Raw genomic sequence first — 21,834 nt, 5'->3', positions numbered from 1 at the left:
TTATTAATGATTCAGTGCTCTCTTTAATACCGCCATCCTAACAAACACACCATTTTTCATTTGTTTAAAAATTCGCGATCGACTACATTCCACTAACTCATCAGCAATTTCCACATCACGATTAACAGGAGCTGGGTGCAAAATGATACTGTGTGGTTGCATCTTCTTTTCGTGTTCGATTGTCAAACCATATTGCTGGTGATACTCTTCCTTTGAGAAGCTAATGTCTCCATCATGTCGTTCATGCTGTATTCTCAGCATCATCATCACATCTGCTATTTTTACAGCTTCGTCCATCGTTACGTAAGGATACATATGTTCAAATCCATTCATCCAAGAGCGAGGCCCACTAATTGAAACCTTAGCGCCAAGCTTTGTTAACACCTCAGCATTTGATCTGGCCACTCGACTATGTCTAAGGTCACCGCAGATAACAATGTGTAATTGATTAAAGTCGGTAAATTCCTGTTGAATGGTTAAGAGATCAAGTAATGATTGTGTCGGGTGCTGTCCACACCCATCGCCTGCATTAATAATCGGAATGTTCACTTTAGGCAGCAGCTCTTTGTAATATTGATCCTCAGGGTGGCGAATCACTACCAGATCGGCTCCTATCGCTTCAAGTGTTTTAACGGTATCGTAAAGGGTTTCTCCTTTTTTTGCACTGGAGGTTTCTCCATCAAACTGTAGCAATTCCATTCCCAATTTCTTTTCAGCTACTTCAAAGCTAAATCGAGTTCTTGTGCTTGGTTCAAAGAATAGGTTTGCTGCAAAAACCGGCTTGCCCGCCGACCACTGCTTTCCGTTACTAAAAGATTGAGCCTCATTCAGTAGCTCTTGAATTTCAAGCATGGATAGATCAGACATGGTCTGTAGCCCTTGATTTCGTTTGATATCAAGATTCATTAACATGTAAACTCCTCCTTGATTCATCCCGATTTTGTAAAAAAAATGCCTGGAAAGTGACACTTTCCAGGCAGGTAGAAATAGACAGACACGTGTCCATTTCAATGTTCATACCTTGAAAGTCTCTCTGTACTTTTCTTAAAGATACGTATTGATTATTTATTTTGAGGAACGACCTGACACGTCTGTAGTCATATCTGTGAACATGTCGGATGCCCCGTAGCTATGTTCTTTATTAGGAAGAATTAGGTGTAGAAAGATTCCAACGATGGCCGCAACCGCCATGCCTGGAATTTGAACTGATTCACTCACTTGAACAAAGGCTCCGCCTATCCCTAATACGAGGATAACAGAGGAGATAATTAAGTTTCTTTTTTCACCAATATTAATGTTGTTGTCAATTAACATACGCAAACCAGATGAAGCGATAATTCCGAATAGTAGGATGGATACCCCACCCATTACAGGTGAAGGGATGGATGAAATGAGTGCAGATATTTTTCCTATAAAGGAGAATGTAATAGCTAAGACTGCAGCACCCCCGATAACAAATACACTAAACACTCGTGTAATCGTCATGACCCCAATGTTCTCACCATATGTTGTGTTTGGAGGTCCACCGAGTCCCGCAGCTATTACTGTTGCCACCCCGTCCCCTAAAATCGAGCGATGCAGTCCTGGCTTTTTAATAAAGTTTCTTCCTGCTACTTTACTAATAACCATCTGCTGACCGATATGCTCAGATAGAGTAACAACTGCTACTGGAACCATGATAAAAGCAATGCTCCAAGAGAAGCTTGGTGTGTAGGTTACAAACGGAACAATCATTTCTGGTACCGTGAACCAGCCTGCAGCTGCAATTCCTGATGTATCCACAAGCCCTTGGAAATAAGCAAATGTGTAACCGCCAATTAGCCCAAACAAGATAGGCACTAGTCCAAAGAATCCTCTAAAGAACATCGTTGCAACAATTGTAATCCCAAGTGTGACAAGCGCCGTCATCAGATAGCTGACACTGTAGTCCTCTGATCCAGGCAGATACATCGCTTGATTCACGGCGCTACCGGCTAAGCTTAAACCAATGACCATAATAACCGGTCCTACAACGATAGGTGGCAGAATCTTCATTAGCCAATTTACACCTACAGCCTTAATGAATAAGGCAACAATGCCGTACACAACCCCTGCTAAAAAGGCTCCAACCATCGCCCCTTCAGTCCCATCAATCATCTGTGCAGATTGTATCGGGATAATAAAAGCGAACGATGATCCAAGATATGCTGGAATTTGTCCCTTCGTAACGAGTAAGTACGCTAGTGTTCCAAGTCCACTTGTTAGTAACGCTGTTGCTGGACTGAGATCAACTAGAAACGGGACTAAAACCGTTGCGCCAAACATGGCAAACAAGTGCTGAAGACTAAATAATAACCACTTATCCGCTCTTGGTATTTCCTGAATGCCTACTTCTTTTCCATGTTCCACTGCCATCTCTCCTACTCTTCTCTTTACGATAAAACCCCTTTGCAACAGGCAAAGGGGTTTTGTAAACAGACTGAAGACATATCGTCCCCAGTTGCTTAAGACCCTCTTGCCAGCCTCTCTGGACTGAGTTTAAAGAGGTATATATAATTGTTTAATGAATGCTGGTTTCAGCTCTTTTTTCAAGAATCACTTCATCTGAGCCATCCGATTCAGTTAATTTCGCTGCAATCAACTCTGTTTTTGAAGTCGGTACATTTTTGCCGACAAAATCAGGTCGTATTGGCAGCTCCCGGTGACCGCGATCGACTAGTACCGCCAGTTGAATTTGCTCCGGACGTCCAAGATCAATTAACGCATCTAGTGCAGCACGCACCGTCCGTCCTGTAAACAGAACATCATCTACAAGGATGACCTTTAATCCTGAAATATCAACTGGTATATCCGTCCCCTGCAGCACAGGCTCATCTTTCTGATTTTGAGGACTCAGGTCATCACGATAAAGAGTAATGTCAACCTCTCCTACCGGAATGTCATCTCCCTCAATTTGCTCAATTCGCTCAGCTAGTCTAGCAGCAAGGTGTATGCCCCGTGTTTTAATTCCTACAAGCACACAATGTTCAACGCCTTTATTGCGTTCAATAATCTCATGAGCAATACGTGTAATGGCCCGCCCAATGGCTGCTTGATCCAAGATAACTTGAGACATGCCTTTCCAACTCCTTTTCCGCTGAATAGAAAAGACCTCTTCCCATGTGCTGGAAAGAGGTCTAAACTACGCAGGCAGACATACTATGCCCTACCTAACGTTCCGTTTCCTTTCCAGCCTCACAGGACTGATCTTAAAGGATCATTTGATTGACTTTATCATCTCAAAAAATTCGACAATAGTCAACGACTATCTTGTAGCTTCTTTAATAACTTTTCCATATCCTCTGGCATAGGGGCTTCAAATAGCATTTCCTCACCCGTTCGTGGGTGTGTAAAACCTAGCACCGAAGCATGAAGGGCCTGACCATTAATGTCGAGTGTCTTTTTGGGACCATACTTCGGGTCTCCTGCTACTGGATGACCGATGTATTTCATATGCACACGTATTTGATGAGTACGTCCAGTCTCCAGCTGACATGTGATATACGAATAGTGTTCAAATCGTTCCAGCACGGTGAAATGAGTGACTGCTTCTCTGCCATTTTCATCTGTAACCGCCATGCTTTGACGATCTCTTCTATCGCGACCAATCGGTGCATCAACGGTACCGTGCTCATGGTGAATAACCCCATGCACGATGGTTTGATAGACTCGTTTTGTTGTTTTTGCTTTTAATTGATCAACTAAGGATTCATGTGCTTGATCATTTTTAGCCACCATTAATAAACCAGATGTATCCTTATCAATACGATGAACAATCCCAGGGCGTATTTCACCATTAATGCCTGGTAGATCCGTGCAATGATAAAGCAGTGCATTAACCAATGTTCCATTAGGATGTCCAGGGGCTGGATGCACGACCATACCACGTGGCTTATTTACGACAATAACATCCTCATCCTCATATACAATATCAAGCGGAATGTCTTCAGCTATCGCTTCAATTTCTACAGCCTCAGGTACTGTAACGTAAATGTGATCGCCAGTCTCTGTTTTGTAATTACTTTTTGTAGCTGAGTCATTTACTAATACATGTCCATCTTTTATCCACAGTTGAATCTGGCTACGTGATACATCCTTCATCAAGTCAGATAAAACTTTATCAATTCGTGTTAAATGTTGCTCTTCTGTTACGGTAAATTCAAATGTACTCATTATGCTTGTTGCTCCTTTTTAGCTTTAACTTCATCACGGATAAATTTCAGCAAAAGAAGACCAACACCTACACATAGAGCCGAATCTGCTACATTAAAGATAGCGAAATCATATCCAAAAATAAACGTATCTGCAAAATCTACAACCTCACCACGAAAAACACGATCAATAAAGTTACCAATCGCCCCACCTAAAATCAATCCAAGTGGAATACCTAGTGAAGGCTGTCCTTTTGCTTCTTTTCTAATGTAATAAATAAGACCAGTTACAACAATCACGGTTATAATGTAAAAAAACCACATTTGCCCCTGGAGAATCCCAAATGCAGCTCCCGCATTTCGATGCGACGTAATATAAGCTACATCAGGAATTAAAGGAATACTTTCCCCGCGTTCCATATTTACAACGACCAGCCATTTGGTCAGTTGATCCAAAGCAATCATAATTATAGCAATAATATAAGGCACCTGTGCTCCTCCACTCCACCGCTTACTAACTTACTACGTTAGCATTGTAGCACAAAAAAAAGGCGATGTCCTCACTCCATCGCCTTTTTGGTCATTCTTCTTCATCTATCTCATCAGTATAATGTTTATAGGCGCGATTATGCTGGGTGCGGATACTCTCTTCCCCTTGATAGCCGTGCATATCGGTACTCAAAAATTCTTCATACTCTTCAACCGAGCCTATCCGCTCCTCATCTTCAGACACTTGATCTTCATACGTCAAATCCTGCTCATTAAATCTAGCTACAGCCTGATACGCATCCTCGCCATCAAATTCAGTTTCGCGCTTATCTTGATCATAATTATATTTTCCAAAGCCACCGAGTACATCCTCTTCAACTGGACGATATTCAGCGTTTGGTGTCTGGGAGCTTGCACTTGCTGTTCTAGCTATTGGATTAGCTTGAAGGCGCTCTAGAGGGATGTCTTCCCCTGTTTTCTCACACACTCCATACGTTCCCTCATTCAGTTTAGTTAACGCACGTTGAACCTCATCATACTCATGTCTTACTTGCGCATATAAAGCCATATCCTTCTCTCGTTCGTAAAGCTCCGAACCGGAATCAGCGGGATGATTATCATACTGCGAAAGCTCGCCAGTTGAAGCAGATACTGCCTGCATCTTTTCCATTTTCTGATGCTTATCTAATCGTTTTTTTAATAAATCACGTTGCTGTAACAATTGATTTTTTATATCTGTAAAATCGCGCATGACATGGCTCCTTTGAACAAAATAGTTACTACTAGCATCACCTAAATTCTGATCATTTATTACTGAAAAAAATGACAATATAGAGGGGTGGCTGGCACTCGATCTCGGTTTCCTCATATCTAAGTTTATTCAGGTCTAACACTTACCTGTTGCAGCCCACAAAAAAAGCCCCACTCATTAATAAGAATGGGGACAGTAGTTGTGCAGTTAGTTTGCGTAATATTTGCGAACGATTTCTGCGTTGTATGGTGTGAGGTCTGGGTATTCTGCGTCTTTTCCGACATCAGGAGAGACCACCCAAGAACGGGCACACACTTCACCTTCTGCTTTTTCAACGAGAACAGATAGGTGTTCAAATGTTGCAGCCTCAGCTGGAACATCTGCATTTTCTTCGGCAATGGTTACCTTGGATACAATAAACAGCTTCTCTAAGGAACCGGCTGATTCAAGCAGCTGTCGTGTTTCGCCACTAGCATAAAGTGTAAGCGCTGATTGCAATGATTTTCCGATCACTTTTGCGTTACGCGCTTCTTCTAATGCCTTTAGGACTTCATCGCGCAGGGTCATAAATGTCGTCCACTTCTCAACAAGCTGCTCGCTTTGAGCAAAGGTCTCGGCTTCTGGCATATCCGTTAGCTGTACACTTTCCTCTGTTACACCTGGGATGTGCTCCCACACTTCATCAGCTGTGTGTGACAGGATTGGAGCGCTCAGCTTCACAAGAGCAACTAATACATCATACATTACCGTTTGATACGCTCGTCGCTCTGGATGATCTGCATGCTCAATGTAAAGTGTATCTTTGGAGATATCCATATAAAAAGAGCTCAGTTCTACTGTACAGAAGTTATGGATCAAGTTATAAACAGTGGAAAATTGATACTGTTCATATGCTTTTTTCACATCATCAATGAGTGTGTTCACTTTGACTAGCATAAAGCGATGAACCTCGCCCATGTCCTCATAAGCCACTCTGTTTTCAGCAGGATCAAAGTCATGCAAATTCCCTAGAAGGAAGCGGAATGTGTTACGGATTTTACGATAGACTTCAGAGACCTGTTTCAAAATTTTGTCTGATACGCGATGATCTGCTTGATAATCAACAGAAGATACCCAGAGGCGCAGGATATCTGCACCAAGTTGATTCATGACTTTAATTGGCGCAATGGTATTTCCAATGGACTTACTCATCTTACGTCCGTCGCCATCCATCGTGAACCCATGACTTAATACACCTTTATAAGGGGCTTTACCCGTTAAAGCTACAGCCGTTGTTAAGGATGAGTTAAACCAACCACGGTACTGGTCAGATCCTTCCATGTAGAGATCTGCTGGACGGTCAAGTTCACTTCTTGCGTCTAATACCGCTTGATGAGAGGAACCTGAATCAAACCAAACATCCATGATATCTGTTTCTTTTGTAAACACTCCGTTAGGGCTATGCTCAGATGTAAATCCTTCAGGAAGCAGGTCCTTTGCATCCCATTCAAACCAGATATTTGAGCCGTGCTTAGCAAATAGGTCAGAAATATGGGCAATCGTTTCATCTGTTAGGATAACCTCACCATTTTCTGCATAGAGAACAGGAATAGGCACCCCCCACACACGTTGTCTAGAAATACACCAGTCGCCACGATCACGGACCATGTTATGCAGGCGATTTTCTCCCCAAGCCGGTGTCCATGTTGTGTCTTTAATCGCTTGAAGCAGATCTTCACGAATACGATCTATGGAAGCAAACCACTGAGAGGTGGCACGGAAAATAACTGGCTTTTTTGTTCTCCAATCATGTGGATAGGAGTGTGTGAAGAAATCAAGCTTTAGAAGAGCGCCTGTGCTTTCAAGCTGTTCAGTGATCGGTTTATTTGCCGCATCATAGAATAGACCTTCAAACCCTGGTGCTTCCTCTGTCATAACCCCTTTGTCATCAACCGGGCAAAGTACATCCAAATTGTATCTTCTCGAGACGATAAAATCATCTTCTCCATGACCAGGTGCTGTGTGAACACAGCCAGTACCTGCATCAACCGTTACATGCTCTCCACACATAACTAGAGACTCACGATCATAAAAAGGGTGCTGTGCTGTAACGTACTCAAGCTCAGAGCCTTTAACTGTTTTGACAACAGAATGGTTATCCCAGCCTAAATCTTGAACTAATGTATCTAATAGGCCACTCGCAACAATAAATTTGTCCGTACCCGTACTAACAACACTATATTCAAGGTTTGGATGAACACTAATGCCAAGGTTAGCTGGTAGAGTCCAAGGAGTTGTTGTCCAGATAACAAACTTCTCATCACCATTTAGTACGTCTTTTCCATCCTTCACTTGAAAAGAAACATAGATGGAGGCTGAGCGCTTATCATGGTATTCGATTTCTGCTTCAGCAAGGGCTGATTCTGAGGTTGGTGACCAATAAACTGGTTTTTTCCCTTTATAAATCAAGCCTTTTTTGGCCATGTCGCCAAATACTTTAATTTGTTCAGCCTCGTATTCCTTATCAAGCGTGACGTAAGGGTTCCACCAATCACCACGTACTCCGAGACGCATAAATTGCTCACGTTGGTTATCAATTTGCTCACGCGCATACTTTTCACAGAGCTCTCGAAATTCAGCTGTAGTCATTTCCTTACGTTTGATTTTCTTATTTTTTGTTAGGGCTGTCTCAATGGGCAGACCGTGTGTATCCCAGCCTGGCACATAAGGAGCTTGGAAACCGGTCATTGACTTATAACGAACAATAAAGTCCTTGATGATTTTATTTAGTGCGTGTCCGATATGGATGTCACCATTTGCATAGGGAGGGCCATCATGCAAGATAAAAAGCGGCTTGCCCTCTGCTCGTTTCTGTACTTTTTCGTAGATGTTCATATCTGCCCAAATTTCCTGTTGCTTCGGCTCTCGATTTGGTAGGTTTCCGCGCATAGGAAATTCCGTTTTTGGCATGAGCAGCGTGTCTTTGTAATCCATTCTATTTCCTCCTTCTTAAGTAAAAAACAATAAAAAACCCCTCATCCCGGAAAGGGACGAGAGGTTTTTCCCGTGGTACCACCCTAATTTAAAGACATAAGTCTTTACTTTAGCATTCATAACGTGAATGAAACGTTGCACTCTACTGCCGAAAATTCGGGTTCGGTACAAGACGAATGGGTGATCTATACAAAAGGTTCATCACGGGCTTCCACCATCCCCGATTCGCTTTAGATGAACGACATCTTGTACCCGTCCCATTCAAAGTCTTAGCATCATTTAATTTAAGTAAGAAATATTATATGCGAAGCATCGACTAAACGCAAGTATGTACGAAGAATTAGGCTTTCTCCTCTTCAAATACAACTTCATCATTAGATTGATCTCCAGCAAATTCGTCCCAATCGTCTGTTGCAAGCATTTCAAGCTGTGCTTCAATTAACATCTTAAAGCGCATTTTGTAAACAGAAGCTTGCTTTTTAAGCTCTTCCATTTCCATCATCACTTTACGAGATTTGGTTAAAGCATCATTGACAATGCGGTTGGCATTCTTCTCCGCTTCTTTTACAATCAGCTGAGATTCCTTTTGGGCGTTACGACGGAGTTCTTCTGCCGCTTCCTGCGCAACCAAAATAGATTTGTTCAACGTTTCTTCAATGTTGTTGAAATGATCCAGCTTCTCTTCAAGGCTCGTTACCTGTTCAAATAATTCCTTTTTTTCTCTTAGAACAGCCTCATAATCTTTAATAACCTGGTCAAGAAACTCGTTTACTTCGTCCTCATCGTACCCGCGAAAGGCACGAGTAAATTCTTTGTTATGAATGTCCAATGGGGTTAAAGGCATTATTGCCACCTCCGTCAATTTGCATTTTGTTTGGCAGATCATGCCTACCATCGTTAATTATATCGAAAATAAAGTATACCTCTTCCATTCTACCTTATGTATGGAGGACCTGTCAGCCTTTTTTCGCCCAACGGATGCGAATTTTTTGTTTTTTTGTCGTGCCTTCAATGGATAGAAGCCTGCTGCGACCCCACCCGCGGGCTGAAAGATGGTCTCCCTCTCTTATCACAAACGAGGATTGCTCAGTTTGACGCCAATTAACTTTAATCAATCCTTTATCGATAGCTTGGGCGGCTTTAGAGCGTGATATGTTATAAATTTGAGCGAGAACCGCATCAAGCCTAAGTGAACTGATCGTTCCCGATCCTTCAATCCAGCTCTCCTCTGCTTGTTTAAACTGAGTGAGTGGCTTCTCTTCAAATTGAATATTTGCACGTCCTACAGATTGTACATTCATCCTCACATAATCAGCGGATTCAGTAGCAATGATCAATTGAATTCGTCCATCTTCAACCGTTATATCGCCAAATTTCTCTCTACGTAGTCCCGAACCAATCAAGGCTCCTAGCATATCTCGATGCGAGAGCTGAAGGAATTTATCCGGGTAGATAGCTTCGAGTAGCGTGAGTGGCCATTCTTCTTGCTCTAACACGAAGTAAGCAGGATGAATGGAGGCTCTTGCTCGCTCTGTTCCATCCGCACCACCCCAAAAACTCACGCGTACTTCGTCGTTCTCTCCAATGAGTGATCGAACAATGTCCTGCTGTCTAGGATCTAAGAAGTCCGTCATTTTGTCCTGATAACGCAGCTCCGCGTTTTCCTTCCAGGATACTACTTGATCAATAAAGGGTCCCTCTTCTGGACGAAAGTGATCGTAAATACTCATAATAAAAAGGTGTAAAAGAGGTGCTCTACACCATTCGCTGCCACTCGCATCACAATAATAGCCACAAGTGGGGATAAATCAATCATACCAATATTTGGAATGAATTGTCTGAACATATCAATATACGGCTCAACAACTCGTCCGATTGCTTGACCAAATGATGATTCTCTTGCATTTGGAAACCATGATAATAAAATATAAACAAAGATAATCATTGAATAAACGCGCATTGCGCTAACAATTAAATCAGCGAGTATTTCCATTTCTACTACGTCCCCCGTTTCGTCTACCTATCGTACTCTCTTGATGCCATTTCCGTAATATTCCCTGAGATTTCTACATTATCAGGTGAACATAAGAAGATATTTGCTCCAAGCTTATTAATCTCACCACCAATCGCATAAACGGTTCCGCTTAAAAAGTGAACCATATGTCTCGCTTGTTCATCAGGCAAGCGTTGCATATTGATAATGACCGCTTTACGATTCTTTAAGTGATCAGCAATTTGCTGTGCCTCATCATCTGTGCGAGGTTCCATTAATACCATTTTGGATCCCTTATGAGCGCTCTGGAGACTAACTACATTTTGTTGCTGCTGTTGAGGTTCCTTTGATTGCGTTGCTCCAGTAGATTGACTTCTTCGGCGCATCGGTTGACTTTCTTCCTGTACAGGATCTTCAACGACTCGTTCTACTTCTTCTACGTGCTCGTCCATCCCAAAGTAGTCTTTAAACCTATTTTTAAAACTCACTTTTATTCCTCCCACCTGATCTCATTAGGTTGTTTCGTTTCCAACTAATGCAGTACCAATTCTGACGTATGTAGCGCCTTCTTCTATAGCCACCACATAATCATTGGACATTCCCATCGATAGCTCTAAGCATGGGGCGTGAGCAAGACCTAATGATGCTACTTGGTCACGAAGCTCTCGTAAACCTCGAAAGACTGGCCTTGTTTCTTCTGGGTTGTCTGTAAAAGGAGCCATAGTCATTAAGCCAACAACACGAATTGCCGGATAAGCTTGTAATTGTTCAATAAATGGAATCACTTCATTAGGAGCTAACCCCGATTTAGATTCCTCACCAGAAACATTTACTTGGACAAAGCATTTCACTTCAACCTCATCAACACTGTGTTTTTGAAGCTCCTTCGCTAATGAGAGACGATCAAGAGAATGAAAGTAATCAAATTCTCCTGCTACCAATTTTACTTTCCTCGATTGAAGTGATCCAATAAAATGCCACAAGCCTTGATTCCCAACCGCTCGTTTTTTTTCTAGACCTGCTTCTACTCGGTTTTCACCGATGTGGCCAACTCCTGCAGCTAATGCTTCTATTGTGCGTTCTGTACTTACATATTTTGTCACGGCAACCACATGAACCTCATCTGGATTGCGCTTCGAACGTGTACAGGCTTCTTTTATCTTTGATTGTATAACTTGATATTGATCCTTTACTGACACAGCACTACACCTCAAATGAACGTTGTCCAAGAATACTCATCATTCTACCTGTTTTTCCACCGTCTCCCCTATGTGAAAACATACGCTTATCTAACAAGGTACAAATGGAAGACGTATATATGTTCTCCTTAGGAACACCAGCTTCTATAAGCAAACTCTTATTTAATTGCTTTAAATCAAGGTTAAATCGACCATTTGCTTTACTCGTATATGGCTTCTCCATGCTATCTGTGATACAGGAGTTAACCGACTCAATGACAACATCATTTACTTCGTACTCATCTCCACTAATTGACGGTCCAATCAAAACAAAGATGTCATTTGATGAAATCTGTTCTTGATTCTGCCACGTTTGAATCATCTTGGGCCCAATCAAACCTACCGTACCTTTCCAGCCTGCATGAGCGAGCCCAATCGTCTGGTGAGAAGGTGCGACAAAAAAGAGTGGAACACAGTCTGCATATAAACTAGTTAACAGAATATCTTTATCTCGTGTGTAGATTCCATCTGTTCCAGCAATAGCTGTATCTAATTGAGTGGTGCCTGAGCCCACATCAACTGCTGACACTTTCTTAATAACAGAGCCGTGAACTTGTTCAGCAACTACCCAGCTAGATAAAGGAAAACCCGTTTCATCTGCTAATTTGCGTCGGTTACGTATGACCGTTTCATCCGCGTCTCCAACATGTAGCCCCATATTCATGGAATGATAAGGTGCTTCACTGAATCCACCGTGACGGGTAGTAAATCCAGCCACTAATCCTAACTGTTTTTCTTTTAGAACGGTAGCTTCAAGAAATGAAGGTGATATAGGGTGCAGGTGTTGATCTGAATTCATGTACGAACACCCTCTCAAAAAATCTAGGTAGTAAATAGCCTATATGCGTATAGTGTACCACATGTACTCTTGTCAATAAACGACTTTATTCCCACTTAGTCGTTCGTACTGGTGGTTTCTCTGCGAATCCTGTAGTATTTGAATTCCCTTGAAAAGGCAAAGCTGATTTAACTAAAATCACATCTGATCCAATTTTAATAATATTACTCCATGGAATGATAAACTCTTCCTCTTTGCCAAATAAACTCATCATTTTACCGCCACTACTTATAATGATGGATTCAATTTGACCGTTGCTTAAATTCAGGTCCAAATCGGTTAAGTGTCCTAATCGTTTTCCCGTTTCTAAATTTACGATATCCTTTGCCTGAAGGTCAGATATTTTCATCATCACAATCACCCCTGCTCAAGTATATGACAGGCTGAGTAAGTTCATGAAAAAAAGAAGTTGAGCATTTTAAAAGGCATTGTAAAATCTCCATTAATTAAAGAAATGTAAATCGGTGGCTATTATGAATAGTAGTACACAGCTTCTATCTGGAATGTAGAAATACGAACTTATGATTGAGGCTTCGACCATCGTTCCCGAAATCAGCTGGCTTTCAGGGTCTCGCTGCGATTCCTTATCACCTTTAATCCATGTCCTTAAGAGGAAGCAAGGTTGAGTCACTACTGTACATATTTAAAGACCGACACCTGCGGGATGAAAAGGTTCAATAAGATAAATCGACGTAGTCGGGGGTAGTTCAATACATACCCGCGGTAAGCATGCACCCATTTTCGGGAGCGACAGCGAAGCCGCTATATGTAGATTCCCTCCAATTCCTCCAGTACTGAAAAATATCTTTTTACATTTTTACACAGTAAAAAAAGCTGAACAATGACTGTTCAGCTTTTCTATTAGTTATAATACTCCAGTCCCAACCACGTTCATTATTAGCTTTGCACGTATTTATTCATTTGGTTTATTGCTGCTTTCTCAAGCCTGGAAACCTGAGCCTGGGAAATGCCTATTTCATCTGCTACTTCCATTTGTGTTTTGCCTTGAAAGAAACGCATATTTAAAATGAGCTTCTCTCGATCATTCAAACGAATCATTGCTTCTTTAAGCGCGATATCCTCTACCCATTTTACATCTTTGTTTCGTTCATCACTTATTTGGTCCATAACAAAAATCGGGTCCCCACCATCGTTATAGATAGGCTCAAATAGAGAAACGGGATCTTGGATGGCATCTAAGGCGAATACGACGTCTTCCTTTGGGACTTCCAGCACTTTGGCGATTTCTTGAACGGTCGGTTCGTTTTCCCGCTTCTTTTCTGCCATAAGGTGGTCACGTACCTGCAATGCCTTATAAGCAATGTCCCGTAACGAACGCGATACCCTGATTGGATTGTTATCTCTTAGATAACGTCTAATTTCTCCAATAATCATTGGAACAGCATAGGTGGAGAACTTTACATTTTGACTTAAATCAAAGTTATCGATGGATTTCATTAGACCAATACAACCAACCTGAAACAAATCATCTACATATTCACCACGATTATTAAATCGTTGAATGACACTAAGCACCAATCTAAGATTCCCATTTACAAGCTCTTCTCGAGCTGGGAGATAACCATCTTGTAATTGCTTAAATAGTTCACGCATTTCAGTGTTTTTTAGTACTGGCAAAGTAGATGTATCTACACCGCATATTTCAACTTTATGTCGTGTCAAATTCTTTTCCTCCTGTGCTTTGGAGATGATGTCAAATAAAGTATCTCCTTGGCAGGAAAAAATATGCACAGGCAAAACGGGTAGAATGTTCTAAAATACTCTGACACCTACTCTCAGTAGAGTACATTTTTTTTGGACTATTTTTATGGGTTAGACCATCTTATTAAACTCTTTTTGTAGTCGTTTTATAATTCGTTTTTCAAGCCTTGAGATGTAGGATTGAGAGATCCCAAGCATGTCAGCTACTTCTTTTTGAGTTTTCTCTTCTATCCCCGCTAAGCCGAATCTAAGCTCCATGATTTGTTTCTCCCGCGCACTTAATGTGTGTAATGCTTTCCCTAGAAGCTTACGATCTACTTTTTCTTCAATACCCTTTGTAATGATATCCTCTTCTGTTCCAAGCACATCTGAAAGAAGCAATTCATTCCCATCCCAATCAATGTTAAGAGGTTCGTCAAATGAGACCTCCGAACGTGTTTTATTATTTCTGCGTAGATACATGAGAATTTCATTTTCAATACAACGTGATGCGTAGGTTGCCAGTTTAATCTTCTTCTCTGGGTTAAACGTATTTACTGCTTTAATTAACCCGATGGTACCGATGCTGATTAGGTCCTCAATGTTTATTCCTGTATTTTCAAACTTACGTGCAATATATACAACCAATCTTAGATTTCTTTCAATTAATACAGAACGTACAGCCTGATCCCCACTTGGCAGCTTCATAAGTAGTTCTGCTTCTTCCTCTTTTGATAGAGGTGGCGGCAAGGCTTCACTCCCGCCTATGTAATAAATTTCATCCGCCTTCATACCCAAGCGATGCAGTACACGATACCAGAATAAAGTTAGCTTTAGTTTAATCATAATATCCTCCCAGTTATAAAATAAGAGCATTATGCCAGTCTTTCATCAGGCATTCCCATCACTTGCTTAGGATGAATGATTGCTTGATACAGTCCTTCTGGTGATAATTCAATGGGCTGTATGCCAATTAACACCTTAGAAGTTTGAAAGCGTTGATTATGGAATTGTATACTGACACGGTCTGGTTTGATGGCTACTAAAAATGGCTGTGATTGTCCTACCGATCGGAACGGAATTACACGAAGTCTATCGGCCAATTTCTGATAATGGGTTGAATTGTCATGACTTGGTTTATTCACCGTGGTCATTTCGAGCAAAGAGTGAATGACGTCTTGTCCAAAAGCGGCTTCTAAAACTCTAGATTCTACAATCATGACGGGTGTTTTAGTGATTGGATCGTGAAGCTGATTCCCACTATCCACCAGCCCTCTCATCTGAAAGCACTGGTCCTCAATCTCTACCTCCAGTTCAGCTAGCTGCTGTAAGTTAAAGGAAGTGGCTTCAATTGCGTCCAGCCGATGCTTAGAGAAATACCAAGCAAGTGGAAAACCAACGATAACGAGCAACCAGCTTATGGGGCTACCAATGGACGTATCCGATCGCAAACCGCTTGTTAGAAAATCAAGCTCTGTTTGCGTATAAAAATGAATCGCAAACAACATACCTCCTGTCATGAAGGTTACAAAATAAAACATGGCTAATCCCTGTGCAAAATACGTCCAACGTTTAAAACCAAAGGCAATCCAGACAATCACTGCCGAATAAAAAAGCTTTGTTACTGGATGATAGAACCAAGAAGCCATTGGGGTAAACATCAAAAAGACAATGAAGGAAGCAAATAAAGCCCCTAATGCTACACGCAGCTTACTATGCTGACGCTTTAATACCAGTGCCGTCAAAAATAGCAATAGATAATCAATGAGAAAATTCAGCAGCCATATGATATCTAAATAAAGGGTCACAAGATCAAACTCCTTCTGAATGACTTCCAGTATATCTTTTGCCTACAAGAAAGTCTGTCAATTCATGACGGTCAATCGCCTGTTATTTTAGGAACTTTTCAAGGATTATGTCAGGAGGGAAATGAAGAGGGAAATATGATCTGAATGAAAGACTACGAGGTATGTATCCAATAGATAGGCTTGCCTTTAGAAGTCCACTATTACATTCACTTGCTACATCCTTCACTAAGAATATAAATATAAACAACTTCTTATGTAGGAAAGTTATATAGACTCTCTGTGTTTCATCTCTCATATCCTTGATACTTGCCACCCACCAAGCGAACGAAAATGGTGGGCCGACACCTGCTTGGATAAAAAGGAGGCCACTGAAAAAATCATGTAAGAATGAGCTGAATGGCGCCGCTACAGGAGAACCCTCCGCTAACGTTCTGACTATATCAATTGAAGAACGTTAGCAGTCTTATAAAGATCGTTTTTCAGTGACCTCGATAAAAAGGTTCAATGAGTTAAGATGGCGGAGCCGGGTTAGCTCATTACCTTCCCGCGATAAGCGTGCCACCATTTTCAGGAGCGAGAGCCGAAGAACCCATACTCAGATAACCTCCATTTCCTCCATGCACTTTTAAAAGCGAAGTGTATTTCCGGAGCAGCAGCCACCCTCTTTCATTTTTATACAATAAAAAAAGACTGAACAATGAATGGAGAGACTCCAACATTATTCAGCCTTTATATTAGTTATACTAATTCTGTGCACACAGCTTCTACGTTTCCGTAATTATTGATTCGAACGATTTCTACGGTTACGCAGGAACGTTGGGATATCTAGTGTATCCGTCTGTTCGGTAGCAGGTGGTTGTTCCTGCTGTTCTCTGCGTTGAAACCTTGGTTCCTTTTGCTGTGGTGCTTCTTCTTTTTGCGTCACGCTTTTGTGTGGACGAGAAGCATTGGATTTAGGAGCATCCTCATTATCTTCAAATCCAGTAGCAATAATCGTAATCACAATTTCATCTTTGAGATTCTCATTGATTACAGAACCAAAAATCATGTTAACTTCTGCATCTGATGCTGCAGAAACGATTTCAGCTGCTTCATGAACCTCGTACAAGCTAAGATTGTTACCGCCTGTAATGTTCATGAGAACACCCTGGGCTCCATCTACAGACGTTTCAAGTAATGGAGATGAAATGGCTTTTTTAGCAGCTTCTGTCGCACGGTTTTCACCAGTAGCAATTCCGATACCCATTAGAGCAGACCCTTTGTCGCTCATAATTGTTTTAACATCAGCAAAGTCTAAGTTAATAAGACCTGGTGTAGCAATTAAATCTGAGATACCTTGTACACCTTGACGAAGCACGTTATCCGCTTCACGGAATGCCTCAAGCATTGGTGTATTTTTGTCTACCATTTCAAGAAGACGATCATTTGGAATGACAATCAATGTATCTACTTTTTCTTTTAATGCAGCAATTCCGTTTGCAGCCTGATTTTGACGTTTGCGGCCTTCAAATGTAAACGGACGAGTTACGACGCCAACTGTAAGGGCGCCAATTTCCTTTGCTACTTCAGCGATAACCGGAGCAGCACCAGTACCAGTACCTCCGCCCATTCCAGCTGTAATAAAGACCATGTCCGCGCCTTGCAAGACCTCTTCAATTTGCTCGCGACTTTCTTCAGCAGCTTTTTTCCCAATCTCTGGGTTTGCGCCGGCTCCTAATCCACGAGTCAGCTTACCACCAAGTTGATACTTGGACTCTGCTTTAGATAAGTGTAGTGCCTGCGCATCTGTATTCACGGCAATAAACTCTACACCCTGTAATCCATTTTCAATCATTCGGTTAACGGCATTACTTCCGCCTCCGCCTACACCAATTACTTTAATCTGTGCAAGCTGTTCCATATCTGTTTCAAATTCCAACATGTTAGATCCCCCTAATCGCCTGTCTGCCTGCTCATTTTATTATTCAAAAAACGATTTAAACAAGTTTTTCATTTTAGATGTTTTGTTTGACCCTTTTTCCACTTGATCTTCAGTCACTGGTTCATTAGACGTTTGAGCTCGGCTCTGCCTTGGCACCTCTTCTTGTTCAGTAACGGATGCCGCAATTTCACGACCCTGCAATTTCACATTTCTGCTTGCAAACTGAATAAGACCAACACTTGTTGTAAAACGAGGCTCCCTTACACCAATGTAATCAGGAATTGCAATTCGAACATTACCTCGAAGCAAGTCTTTTGCTAATTCTAACACACCTGGCAACATCACTGTACCACCAGTTAAAACAAAACCTCCCGGAAAATCACGGAATCCAAGTCGTACAAGTTCTTTAAATAAAAGCTCAAAAATTTCTTCCATTCGAGGCTCAATCATTTGAGCTAATTCAAACTGTGACATTTTTTGTTTTTCATTGGAACCGATGGAAGAAAAGGTGAATTGCTCTTCTTCGCTTGCCTCATCTATAAAGGCTGTTCCGTGCTTTTTCTTAATTTGTTCAGCGTCCTCAGTAGACACTCTTAAACCAACTGCAATGTCATTTGTTATATGGTCGCCTCCGACTGGTAATACAGATACTGCCTGAAGAGCACCCTGTTCAAATACTGAAACAGTTGAAGACCCTCCTCCAATATCGATAATACACACGCCGAGACTCTTCTCGTCTTTTGAGACGGCAATTGAGCCAGAAGCTAATGATTGTAGACAAATATCAGCAATCTCAAGACCAGCCTTCTCTACGCAGCGTAACAGATTATGTAAAACGGTTTTTGAACCTGTAATAATGGTTCCTTCCATTTCTAATCGAACACCGATCATTCCCCTTGGATCATTAATTTCATCGAGACCATCCACGATAAATTGTTTAGGAATTACATCAATTATTTCTCTTTCCGGTGGAATAGATACAACCTGAGCAGCATCTATCACTCTTCCAATATCCTCCGTGCCTATTTCTCTATCCGGGCTGGAAACCGCAACAACACCATGGCATGGTTGAAGCTGAACGTGGTTACCATTTATTCCAACTACAACTTGTTTAATAGATAGACCAACCATTCTCTCTGCCTGATCTACTGCTCGTTGGATGGAATGCACCGTTTCATCGATATCTACGATGGCACCTTTTTTTATTCCTTCAGATTCCGCGGTACCTACACCAAGAACATTAATCGCTTTATTTGTTACTTCTCCAATAATGACTCGAACATTAGATGTACCGATGTCTAAACTGACGTACGTTTCAGTGGTGTTCAATCTGCGGCACCTCCTTATCAATTAATCTCAAGCGGTTTTAATTAGACATGATAAGGCCCTGTCAGTTCATCAACATAAAAGCTCTAAACAGTTATAGCAAACCTTTTTGTGAACATATGTATTACATTCAACGTATTAGCGGTTATTTCCTGTTTAACAGAGTCATTTTTTTGATAACAGAACCAATGCTGTCTATGTAGCTCAAACTTTTATATTTTTAATAAAAATACCAATACGTTTTAAGGTCTTTTGAAGAACCTAGCTACTTAGTTTTATATTTTACAATTTAATTTAAGTCTACACCAAGTTTCCTTGCTAGAAAAGCTAAACCTCATAGCATTTCAAAGAAATCTTAACATTTTTCTCGATTTCCGGCGGATTACACCACTTTAGCAATGAATAGCTAAAGTTGCTATGAAGCCTTTTCCGACATTTAAACCATCAAAAAACAGCGTTTCCTCAAGGCAAAAGTCTCTCATTTAAATTCCTTCAAAATGCCTATACTCTCATGATGCGCGCTTAATAGAGATAAGGAGCTTGTCCCTATATATCAATCGAATCTTTTTTTATTTGTGAAACATTCGTCATAGATTAAGAGTCTGTCTCTGTCTCTGATTCTTCCTCTTCTTCCTCCTGATAATCCAAATCTTCAAAATAAGGACTCATTTTCATATGAAGAATTCCATTCTTTGATGGATCGACCTCTTTTGCTATGGAAGGATAGGGAGTCATCCATTCTGAAAAGTTATTAATTGACGTCTGTACAGTTAACCCATCATTCATATATAAGCGTAAGGCGAGTGGGTCTTCTTCTGTAGGGACAAACAAAATTTCTGATATTCTCTCTTTGATTTGATCTGATGTTTTTCCTAGCTCTTGTGCTAATCGTTCCAGCTTGGTTTGCTCGGCACCTGCTACAATAACCGGGGCATCTGCTGGAACAGACTCATTAGGAAGTACATCAAGAAGCGCACCACTTTCAAGCATGGGGTAGTAGCCATCCTCCTGCTTAACATACCCAACTCGAGGATACTCAGTAATCGTAATCTCAACAGTATTAGGTAATTTTCTATGTATATCAGATGAAGCTACTTCCTTAAGTTCATCCATATGACTTATAGCTGAATCTGTATGCAAATTCCAAATGCTATCCCCTTCATTTAAGCCACTCGCTTCAATAATTTCATTTTCATCAGCGACAACATTACCTGTCACTTCTATGCTAGTAATATTACTTAGTGGAGATTGAAAATAAATCATTAATAGCAGCAGAATAAAAAAGAAGCCTAAAAAGAACAAAAGCCTTCGATTTGCCCGCTGCTTTCGTTGTTCCTTTAACGAAGGGATGCGGTCATTAATCGTTATTACCTTCTTATCACTCATGCCAAATCCCCTCGATTCACTTACATTTTTATATTTTATATTTTTTTATGTGTTTACCTGTTCATTTCGATCACCAAACAGCTCAACCTCGGTTTCCAACCTGATTTGCTTTGTTTCAAAAATAGTATGTTTCACATGCTCAATAAGATCCAACACGTCCTTTGCAGTTGCTGAGCCTATATTCACAATAAAATTCGCATGAAGCTCGGAAATTTGAGCTCCGCCAATTTGATAACCCTTTAACCCTGCTTCCTCAATCAAATGACCTGCGTAGTGAGGTAAAGGGTTGCGGAAGACACTTCCACAGGTTGGGAATGAATAGGGTTGTGATTTTTTTCTGTAATCTTTGTTTTCTTGCATTTTGGAAACAATTTCTGTTCTGTCTCCACTTCGCAAATTAAAAACGGCTTCTATACAGATCGCCGGCTCCTGTTGAAGCTTAGTCGTCCTGTAAGCGAATTCCATATCTCCTGCATACAGCCATTCTAAACGTCCATCCTCAAACAAAACAAGAGCCTTTTCAAAAATGGCAGATATATCAGAGCTATGTGCGCCAGCATTCATAAAAACAGCACCACCAACAGATCCAGGTATACCACCAGCAAATTCTAAACCAGATAGCCCTTGTCTGCTAATGATCGTGGCCAGCTTCACCAATGGGTAACCGGCTCCAACTGTAACTTGCTCCCCTTGCACCTCAAGATCGTCCATACCTTTACCTAGCTTAATCGTTACCCCTTCTAACCCCATATCAGAAATTAAAATATTTGAGCCTCTACCAATCGTTCTCCATGGCACTTTAGCAGCTCGAATGAGTTTTAGTGTTTTTATAAGCCCATCTTTGCTTGACGGTTCAACAAATAACTCTGCAGGTCCACCTATTTTCCATGTTGTATGCTTTGAGAGTTGTTCATTTATTTTAACGATGCCGACATTTTCGGCTTTAAGCTGTTTAAGTAAGTTTTGCATAATCTCCCTCACTTTTTCCTCGTTCACTGATTACATACCTAAGTGCAGCATAGATTATGTGCGAGCGATCATATCCTCTAAAAAATTCAGCTTCTTTTTTATCGGTTATGTAACGTATAATGATTAGGTCATTCAAGCTTTGAATAAAGAACTTCTACGCTTTATTTTAGCATGAAGTCAACCTTCTTGGCACAAGAAACCTGTGTGATTTCTTGTGATATATTGAGCTTTTTTGCAGAATTCACTCACCTTTATTGAAATAAAAAAAAGCA

The 21,834-nt window shown here is 41.0% G+C and carries 21 protein-coding genes and 1 other annotated feature; all 21 genes read right to left on the bottom strand.

Annotated features, from left to right (window positions below):
- Positions 1 to 3 precede the first annotated feature (3 nt).
- The 21 genes from FN960_RS11095 to murB all read right to left on the bottom strand — a co-directional run bounded on the left by FN960_RS11095 (position 4) and on the right by murB (position 21,562).
- Entirely contained in the window at positions 4 to 912 is a 909-nt protein-coding gene (locus FN960_RS11095; RefSeq protein ID WP_143848794.1) for an aspartate carbamoyltransferase catalytic subunit, read from the bottom strand.
- A 153-nt stretch (positions 913 to 1,065) separates the two neighbouring features.
- Positions 1,066 to 2,394, bottom strand: coding sequence for a solute carrier family 23 protein (locus tag FN960_RS11090; RefSeq protein WP_143848793.1), 1,329 nt, complete (start codon positions 2,392 to 2,394; stop codon positions 1,066 to 1,068).
- A 145-nt stretch (positions 2,395 to 2,539) separates the two neighbouring features.
- A complete protein-coding gene (pyrR, locus tag FN960_RS11085; protein WP_143848792.1) occupies positions 2,540 to 3,094 on the bottom strand; it encodes a bifunctional pyr operon transcriptional regulator/uracil phosphoribosyltransferase PyrR in 555 nt (184 codons plus the stop codon).
- A 182-nt stretch (positions 3,095 to 3,276) separates the two neighbouring features.
- Positions 3,277 to 4,191: an RluA family pseudouridine synthase gene (locus tag FN960_RS11080; protein WP_143848791.1), complete on the bottom strand. Its 915-nt coding sequence runs from the start codon at positions 4,189 to 4,191 to the stop codon at positions 3,277 to 3,279.
- Positions 4,191 to 4,658, bottom strand: a complete 468-nt coding sequence (gene lspA, locus FN960_RS11075) for a signal peptidase II (RefSeq protein WP_143848790.1) — start codon at positions 4,656 to 4,658, stop codon at positions 4,191 to 4,193. The genes FN960_RS11080 and lspA overlap by 1 nt, the downstream gene beginning before the upstream one ends.
- A 91-nt stretch (positions 4,659 to 4,749) precedes the next feature.
- Positions 4,750 to 5,409, bottom strand: coding sequence for a TraR/DksA C4-type zinc finger protein (locus FN960_RS11070; protein ID WP_143848789.1), 660 nt, complete (start codon positions 5,407 to 5,409; stop codon positions 4,750 to 4,752).
- 207 nt (positions 5,410 to 5,616) lie between these two features.
- Entirely contained in the window at positions 5,617 to 8,382 is a 2,766-nt protein-coding gene (gene ileS / locus FN960_RS11065; protein ID WP_143848788.1) for an isoleucine--tRNA ligase, read from the bottom strand.
- 49 nt (positions 8,383 to 8,431) lie between these two features.
- Positions 8,432 to 8,656 (bottom strand) — a binding site (T-box leader).
- A gap of 66 nt (positions 8,657 to 8,722) precedes the next feature.
- A complete protein-coding gene (locus FN960_RS11060) occupies positions 8,723 to 9,226 on the bottom strand; it encodes a DivIVA domain-containing protein (RefSeq protein WP_143848787.1) in 504 nt (167 codons plus the stop codon).
- A 112-nt stretch (positions 9,227 to 9,338) separates the two neighbouring features.
- On the bottom strand, positions 9,339 to 10,112 hold the full coding sequence (locus FN960_RS11055) for a YlmH family RNA-binding protein (protein WP_143848786.1): 774 nt from the start codon (positions 10,110 to 10,112) through the stop codon (positions 9,339 to 9,341).
- Positions 10,109 to 10,375 (bottom strand): YggT family protein, encoded by a 267-nt coding sequence (locus FN960_RS11050; protein WP_143848785.1) that lies wholly within the window; start codon positions 10,373 to 10,375, stop codon positions 10,109 to 10,111. The genes FN960_RS11055 and FN960_RS11050 overlap by 4 nt, the downstream gene beginning before the upstream one ends.
- 23 nt (positions 10,376 to 10,398) lie before the next feature.
- Complete coding sequence (locus tag FN960_RS11045; RefSeq protein ID WP_143848784.1) at positions 10,399 to 10,863, bottom strand: cell division protein SepF; 465 nt, start codon at positions 10,861 to 10,863, stop codon at positions 10,399 to 10,401.
- Between the two features lie 24 nt (positions 10,864 to 10,887).
- Complete coding sequence (locus FN960_RS11040) at positions 10,888 to 11,574, bottom strand: YggS family pyridoxal phosphate-dependent enzyme (protein ID WP_143848783.1); 687 nt, start codon at positions 11,572 to 11,574, stop codon at positions 10,888 to 10,890.
- A 4-nt stretch (positions 11,575 to 11,578) separates the two neighbouring features.
- Entirely contained in the window at positions 11,579 to 12,412 is an 834-nt protein-coding gene (gene pgeF / locus FN960_RS11035; protein WP_143848782.1) for a peptidoglycan editing factor PgeF, read from the bottom strand.
- An 85-nt stretch (positions 12,413 to 12,497) separates the two neighbouring features.
- A complete protein-coding gene (locus FN960_RS11030) occupies positions 12,498 to 12,803 on the bottom strand; it encodes a YlmC/YmxH family sporulation protein (protein WP_143848781.1) in 306 nt (101 codons plus the stop codon).
- A gap of 545 nt (positions 12,804 to 13,348) precedes the next feature.
- Positions 13,349 to 14,134 carry an RNA polymerase sporulation sigma factor SigG gene (gene sigG, locus FN960_RS11025; RefSeq protein ID WP_143848780.1) on the bottom strand — a complete coding sequence of 262 codons (786 nt, stop codon included), beginning with the start codon at positions 14,132 to 14,134 and terminating at the stop codon, positions 13,349 to 13,351.
- 150 nt (positions 14,135 to 14,284) lie between these two features.
- Complete coding sequence (gene sigE / locus FN960_RS11020) at positions 14,285 to 14,998, bottom strand: RNA polymerase sporulation sigma factor SigE (RefSeq protein ID WP_143848779.1); 714 nt, start codon at positions 14,996 to 14,998, stop codon at positions 14,285 to 14,287.
- Between the two features lie 29 nt (positions 14,999 to 15,027).
- Entirely contained in the window at positions 15,028 to 15,960 is a 933-nt protein-coding gene (gene spoIIGA / locus FN960_RS11015; protein ID WP_143848778.1) for a sigma-E processing peptidase SpoIIGA, read from the bottom strand.
- A 778-nt stretch (positions 15,961 to 16,738) separates the two neighbouring features.
- Positions 16,739 to 17,881, bottom strand: a complete 1,143-nt coding sequence (gene ftsZ / locus FN960_RS11010) for a cell division protein FtsZ (RefSeq protein ID WP_143848777.1) — start codon at positions 17,879 to 17,881, stop codon at positions 16,739 to 16,741.
- 39 nt (positions 17,882 to 17,920) lie between these two features.
- A complete protein-coding gene (gene ftsA / locus FN960_RS11005; RefSeq protein ID WP_143848776.1) occupies positions 17,921 to 19,210 on the bottom strand; it encodes a cell division protein FtsA in 1,290 nt (429 codons plus the stop codon).
- Positions 19,211 to 19,801: 591 nt separating this feature from the next.
- A complete protein-coding gene (locus FN960_RS11000) occupies positions 19,802 to 20,593 on the bottom strand; it encodes a cell division protein FtsQ/DivIB (RefSeq protein ID WP_143848775.1) in 792 nt (263 codons plus the stop codon).
- Between the two features lie 45 nt (positions 20,594 to 20,638).
- Entirely contained in the window at positions 20,639 to 21,562 is a 924-nt protein-coding gene (murB, locus tag FN960_RS10995) for a UDP-N-acetylmuramate dehydrogenase (RefSeq protein ID WP_143848774.1), read from the bottom strand.
- Between the last annotated feature and the right edge of the window lie 272 nt (positions 21,563 to 21,834).

This window comes from Alkalicoccobacillus porphyridii, assembly GCF_007293315.1.
Taxonomy (GTDB): Bacteria; Bacillota; Bacilli; order Bacillales; family Bacillaceae_D; genus Alkalicoccobacillus; species Alkalicoccobacillus porphyridii.
This window is presented reverse-complemented; position numbering and strand designations above follow the sequence as displayed.

Bases quoted from the DNA above. Each gene is read 5' to 3' on its own strand.
- FN960_RS11050 (WP_143848785.1), bottom strand. From the start codon at position 10,375: ATGGAAATACTCGCTGATTTAATTGTTAGCGCAATGCGCGTTTATTCA.
- murB (WP_143848774.1), bottom strand. From the start codon at position 21,562: ATGCAAAACTTACTTAAACAGCTTAAAGCCGAAAATGTCGGCATCGTT.
- FN960_RS11030 (WP_143848781.1), bottom strand. From the start codon at position 12,803: ATGATGAAAATATCTGACCTTCAGGCAAAGGATATCGTAAATTTAGAA.
- FN960_RS11060 (WP_143848787.1), bottom strand. From the start codon at position 9,226: ATGCCTTTAACCCCATTGGACATTCATAACAAAGAATTTACTCGTGCC.
- sigE (WP_143848779.1), bottom strand. From the start codon at position 14,998: ATGATTAAACTAAAGCTAACTTTATTCTGGTATCGTGTACTGCATCGC.
- ileS (WP_143848788.1), bottom strand. From the start codon at position 8,382: ATGGATTACAAAGACACGCTGCTCATGCCAAAAACGGAATTTCCTATG.
- FN960_RS11095 (WP_143848794.1), bottom strand. From the start codon at position 912: ATGTTAATGAATCTTGATATCAAACGAAATCAAGGGCTACAGACCATG.
- pgeF (WP_143848782.1), bottom strand. From the start codon at position 12,412: ATGAATTCAGATCAACACCTGCACCCTATATCACCTTCATTTCTTGAA.
- pyrR (WP_143848792.1), bottom strand. From the start codon at position 3,094: ATGTCTCAAGTTATCTTGGATCAAGCAGCCATTGGGCGGGCCATTACA.
- FN960_RS11055 (WP_143848786.1), bottom strand. From the start codon at position 10,112: ATGAGTATTTACGATCACTTTCGTCCAGAAGAGGGACCCTTTATTGAT.
- FN960_RS11070 (WP_143848789.1), bottom strand. From the start codon at position 5,409: ATGCGCGATTTTACAGATATAAAAAATCAATTGTTACAGCAACGTGAT.
- ftsZ (WP_143848777.1), bottom strand. From the start codon at position 17,881: ATGTTGGAATTTGAAACAGATATGGAACAGCTTGCACAGATTAAAGTA.
- FN960_RS11090 (WP_143848793.1), bottom strand. From the start codon at position 2,394: ATGGCAGTGGAACATGGAAAAGAAGTAGGCATTCAGGAAATACCAAGA.
- FN960_RS11000 (WP_143848775.1), bottom strand. From the start codon at position 20,593: ATGAGTGATAAGAAGGTAATAACGATTAATGACCGCATCCCTTCGTTA.
- FN960_RS11080 (WP_143848791.1), bottom strand. From the start codon at position 4,191: ATGAGTACATTTGAATTTACCGTAACAGAAGAGCAACATTTAACACGA.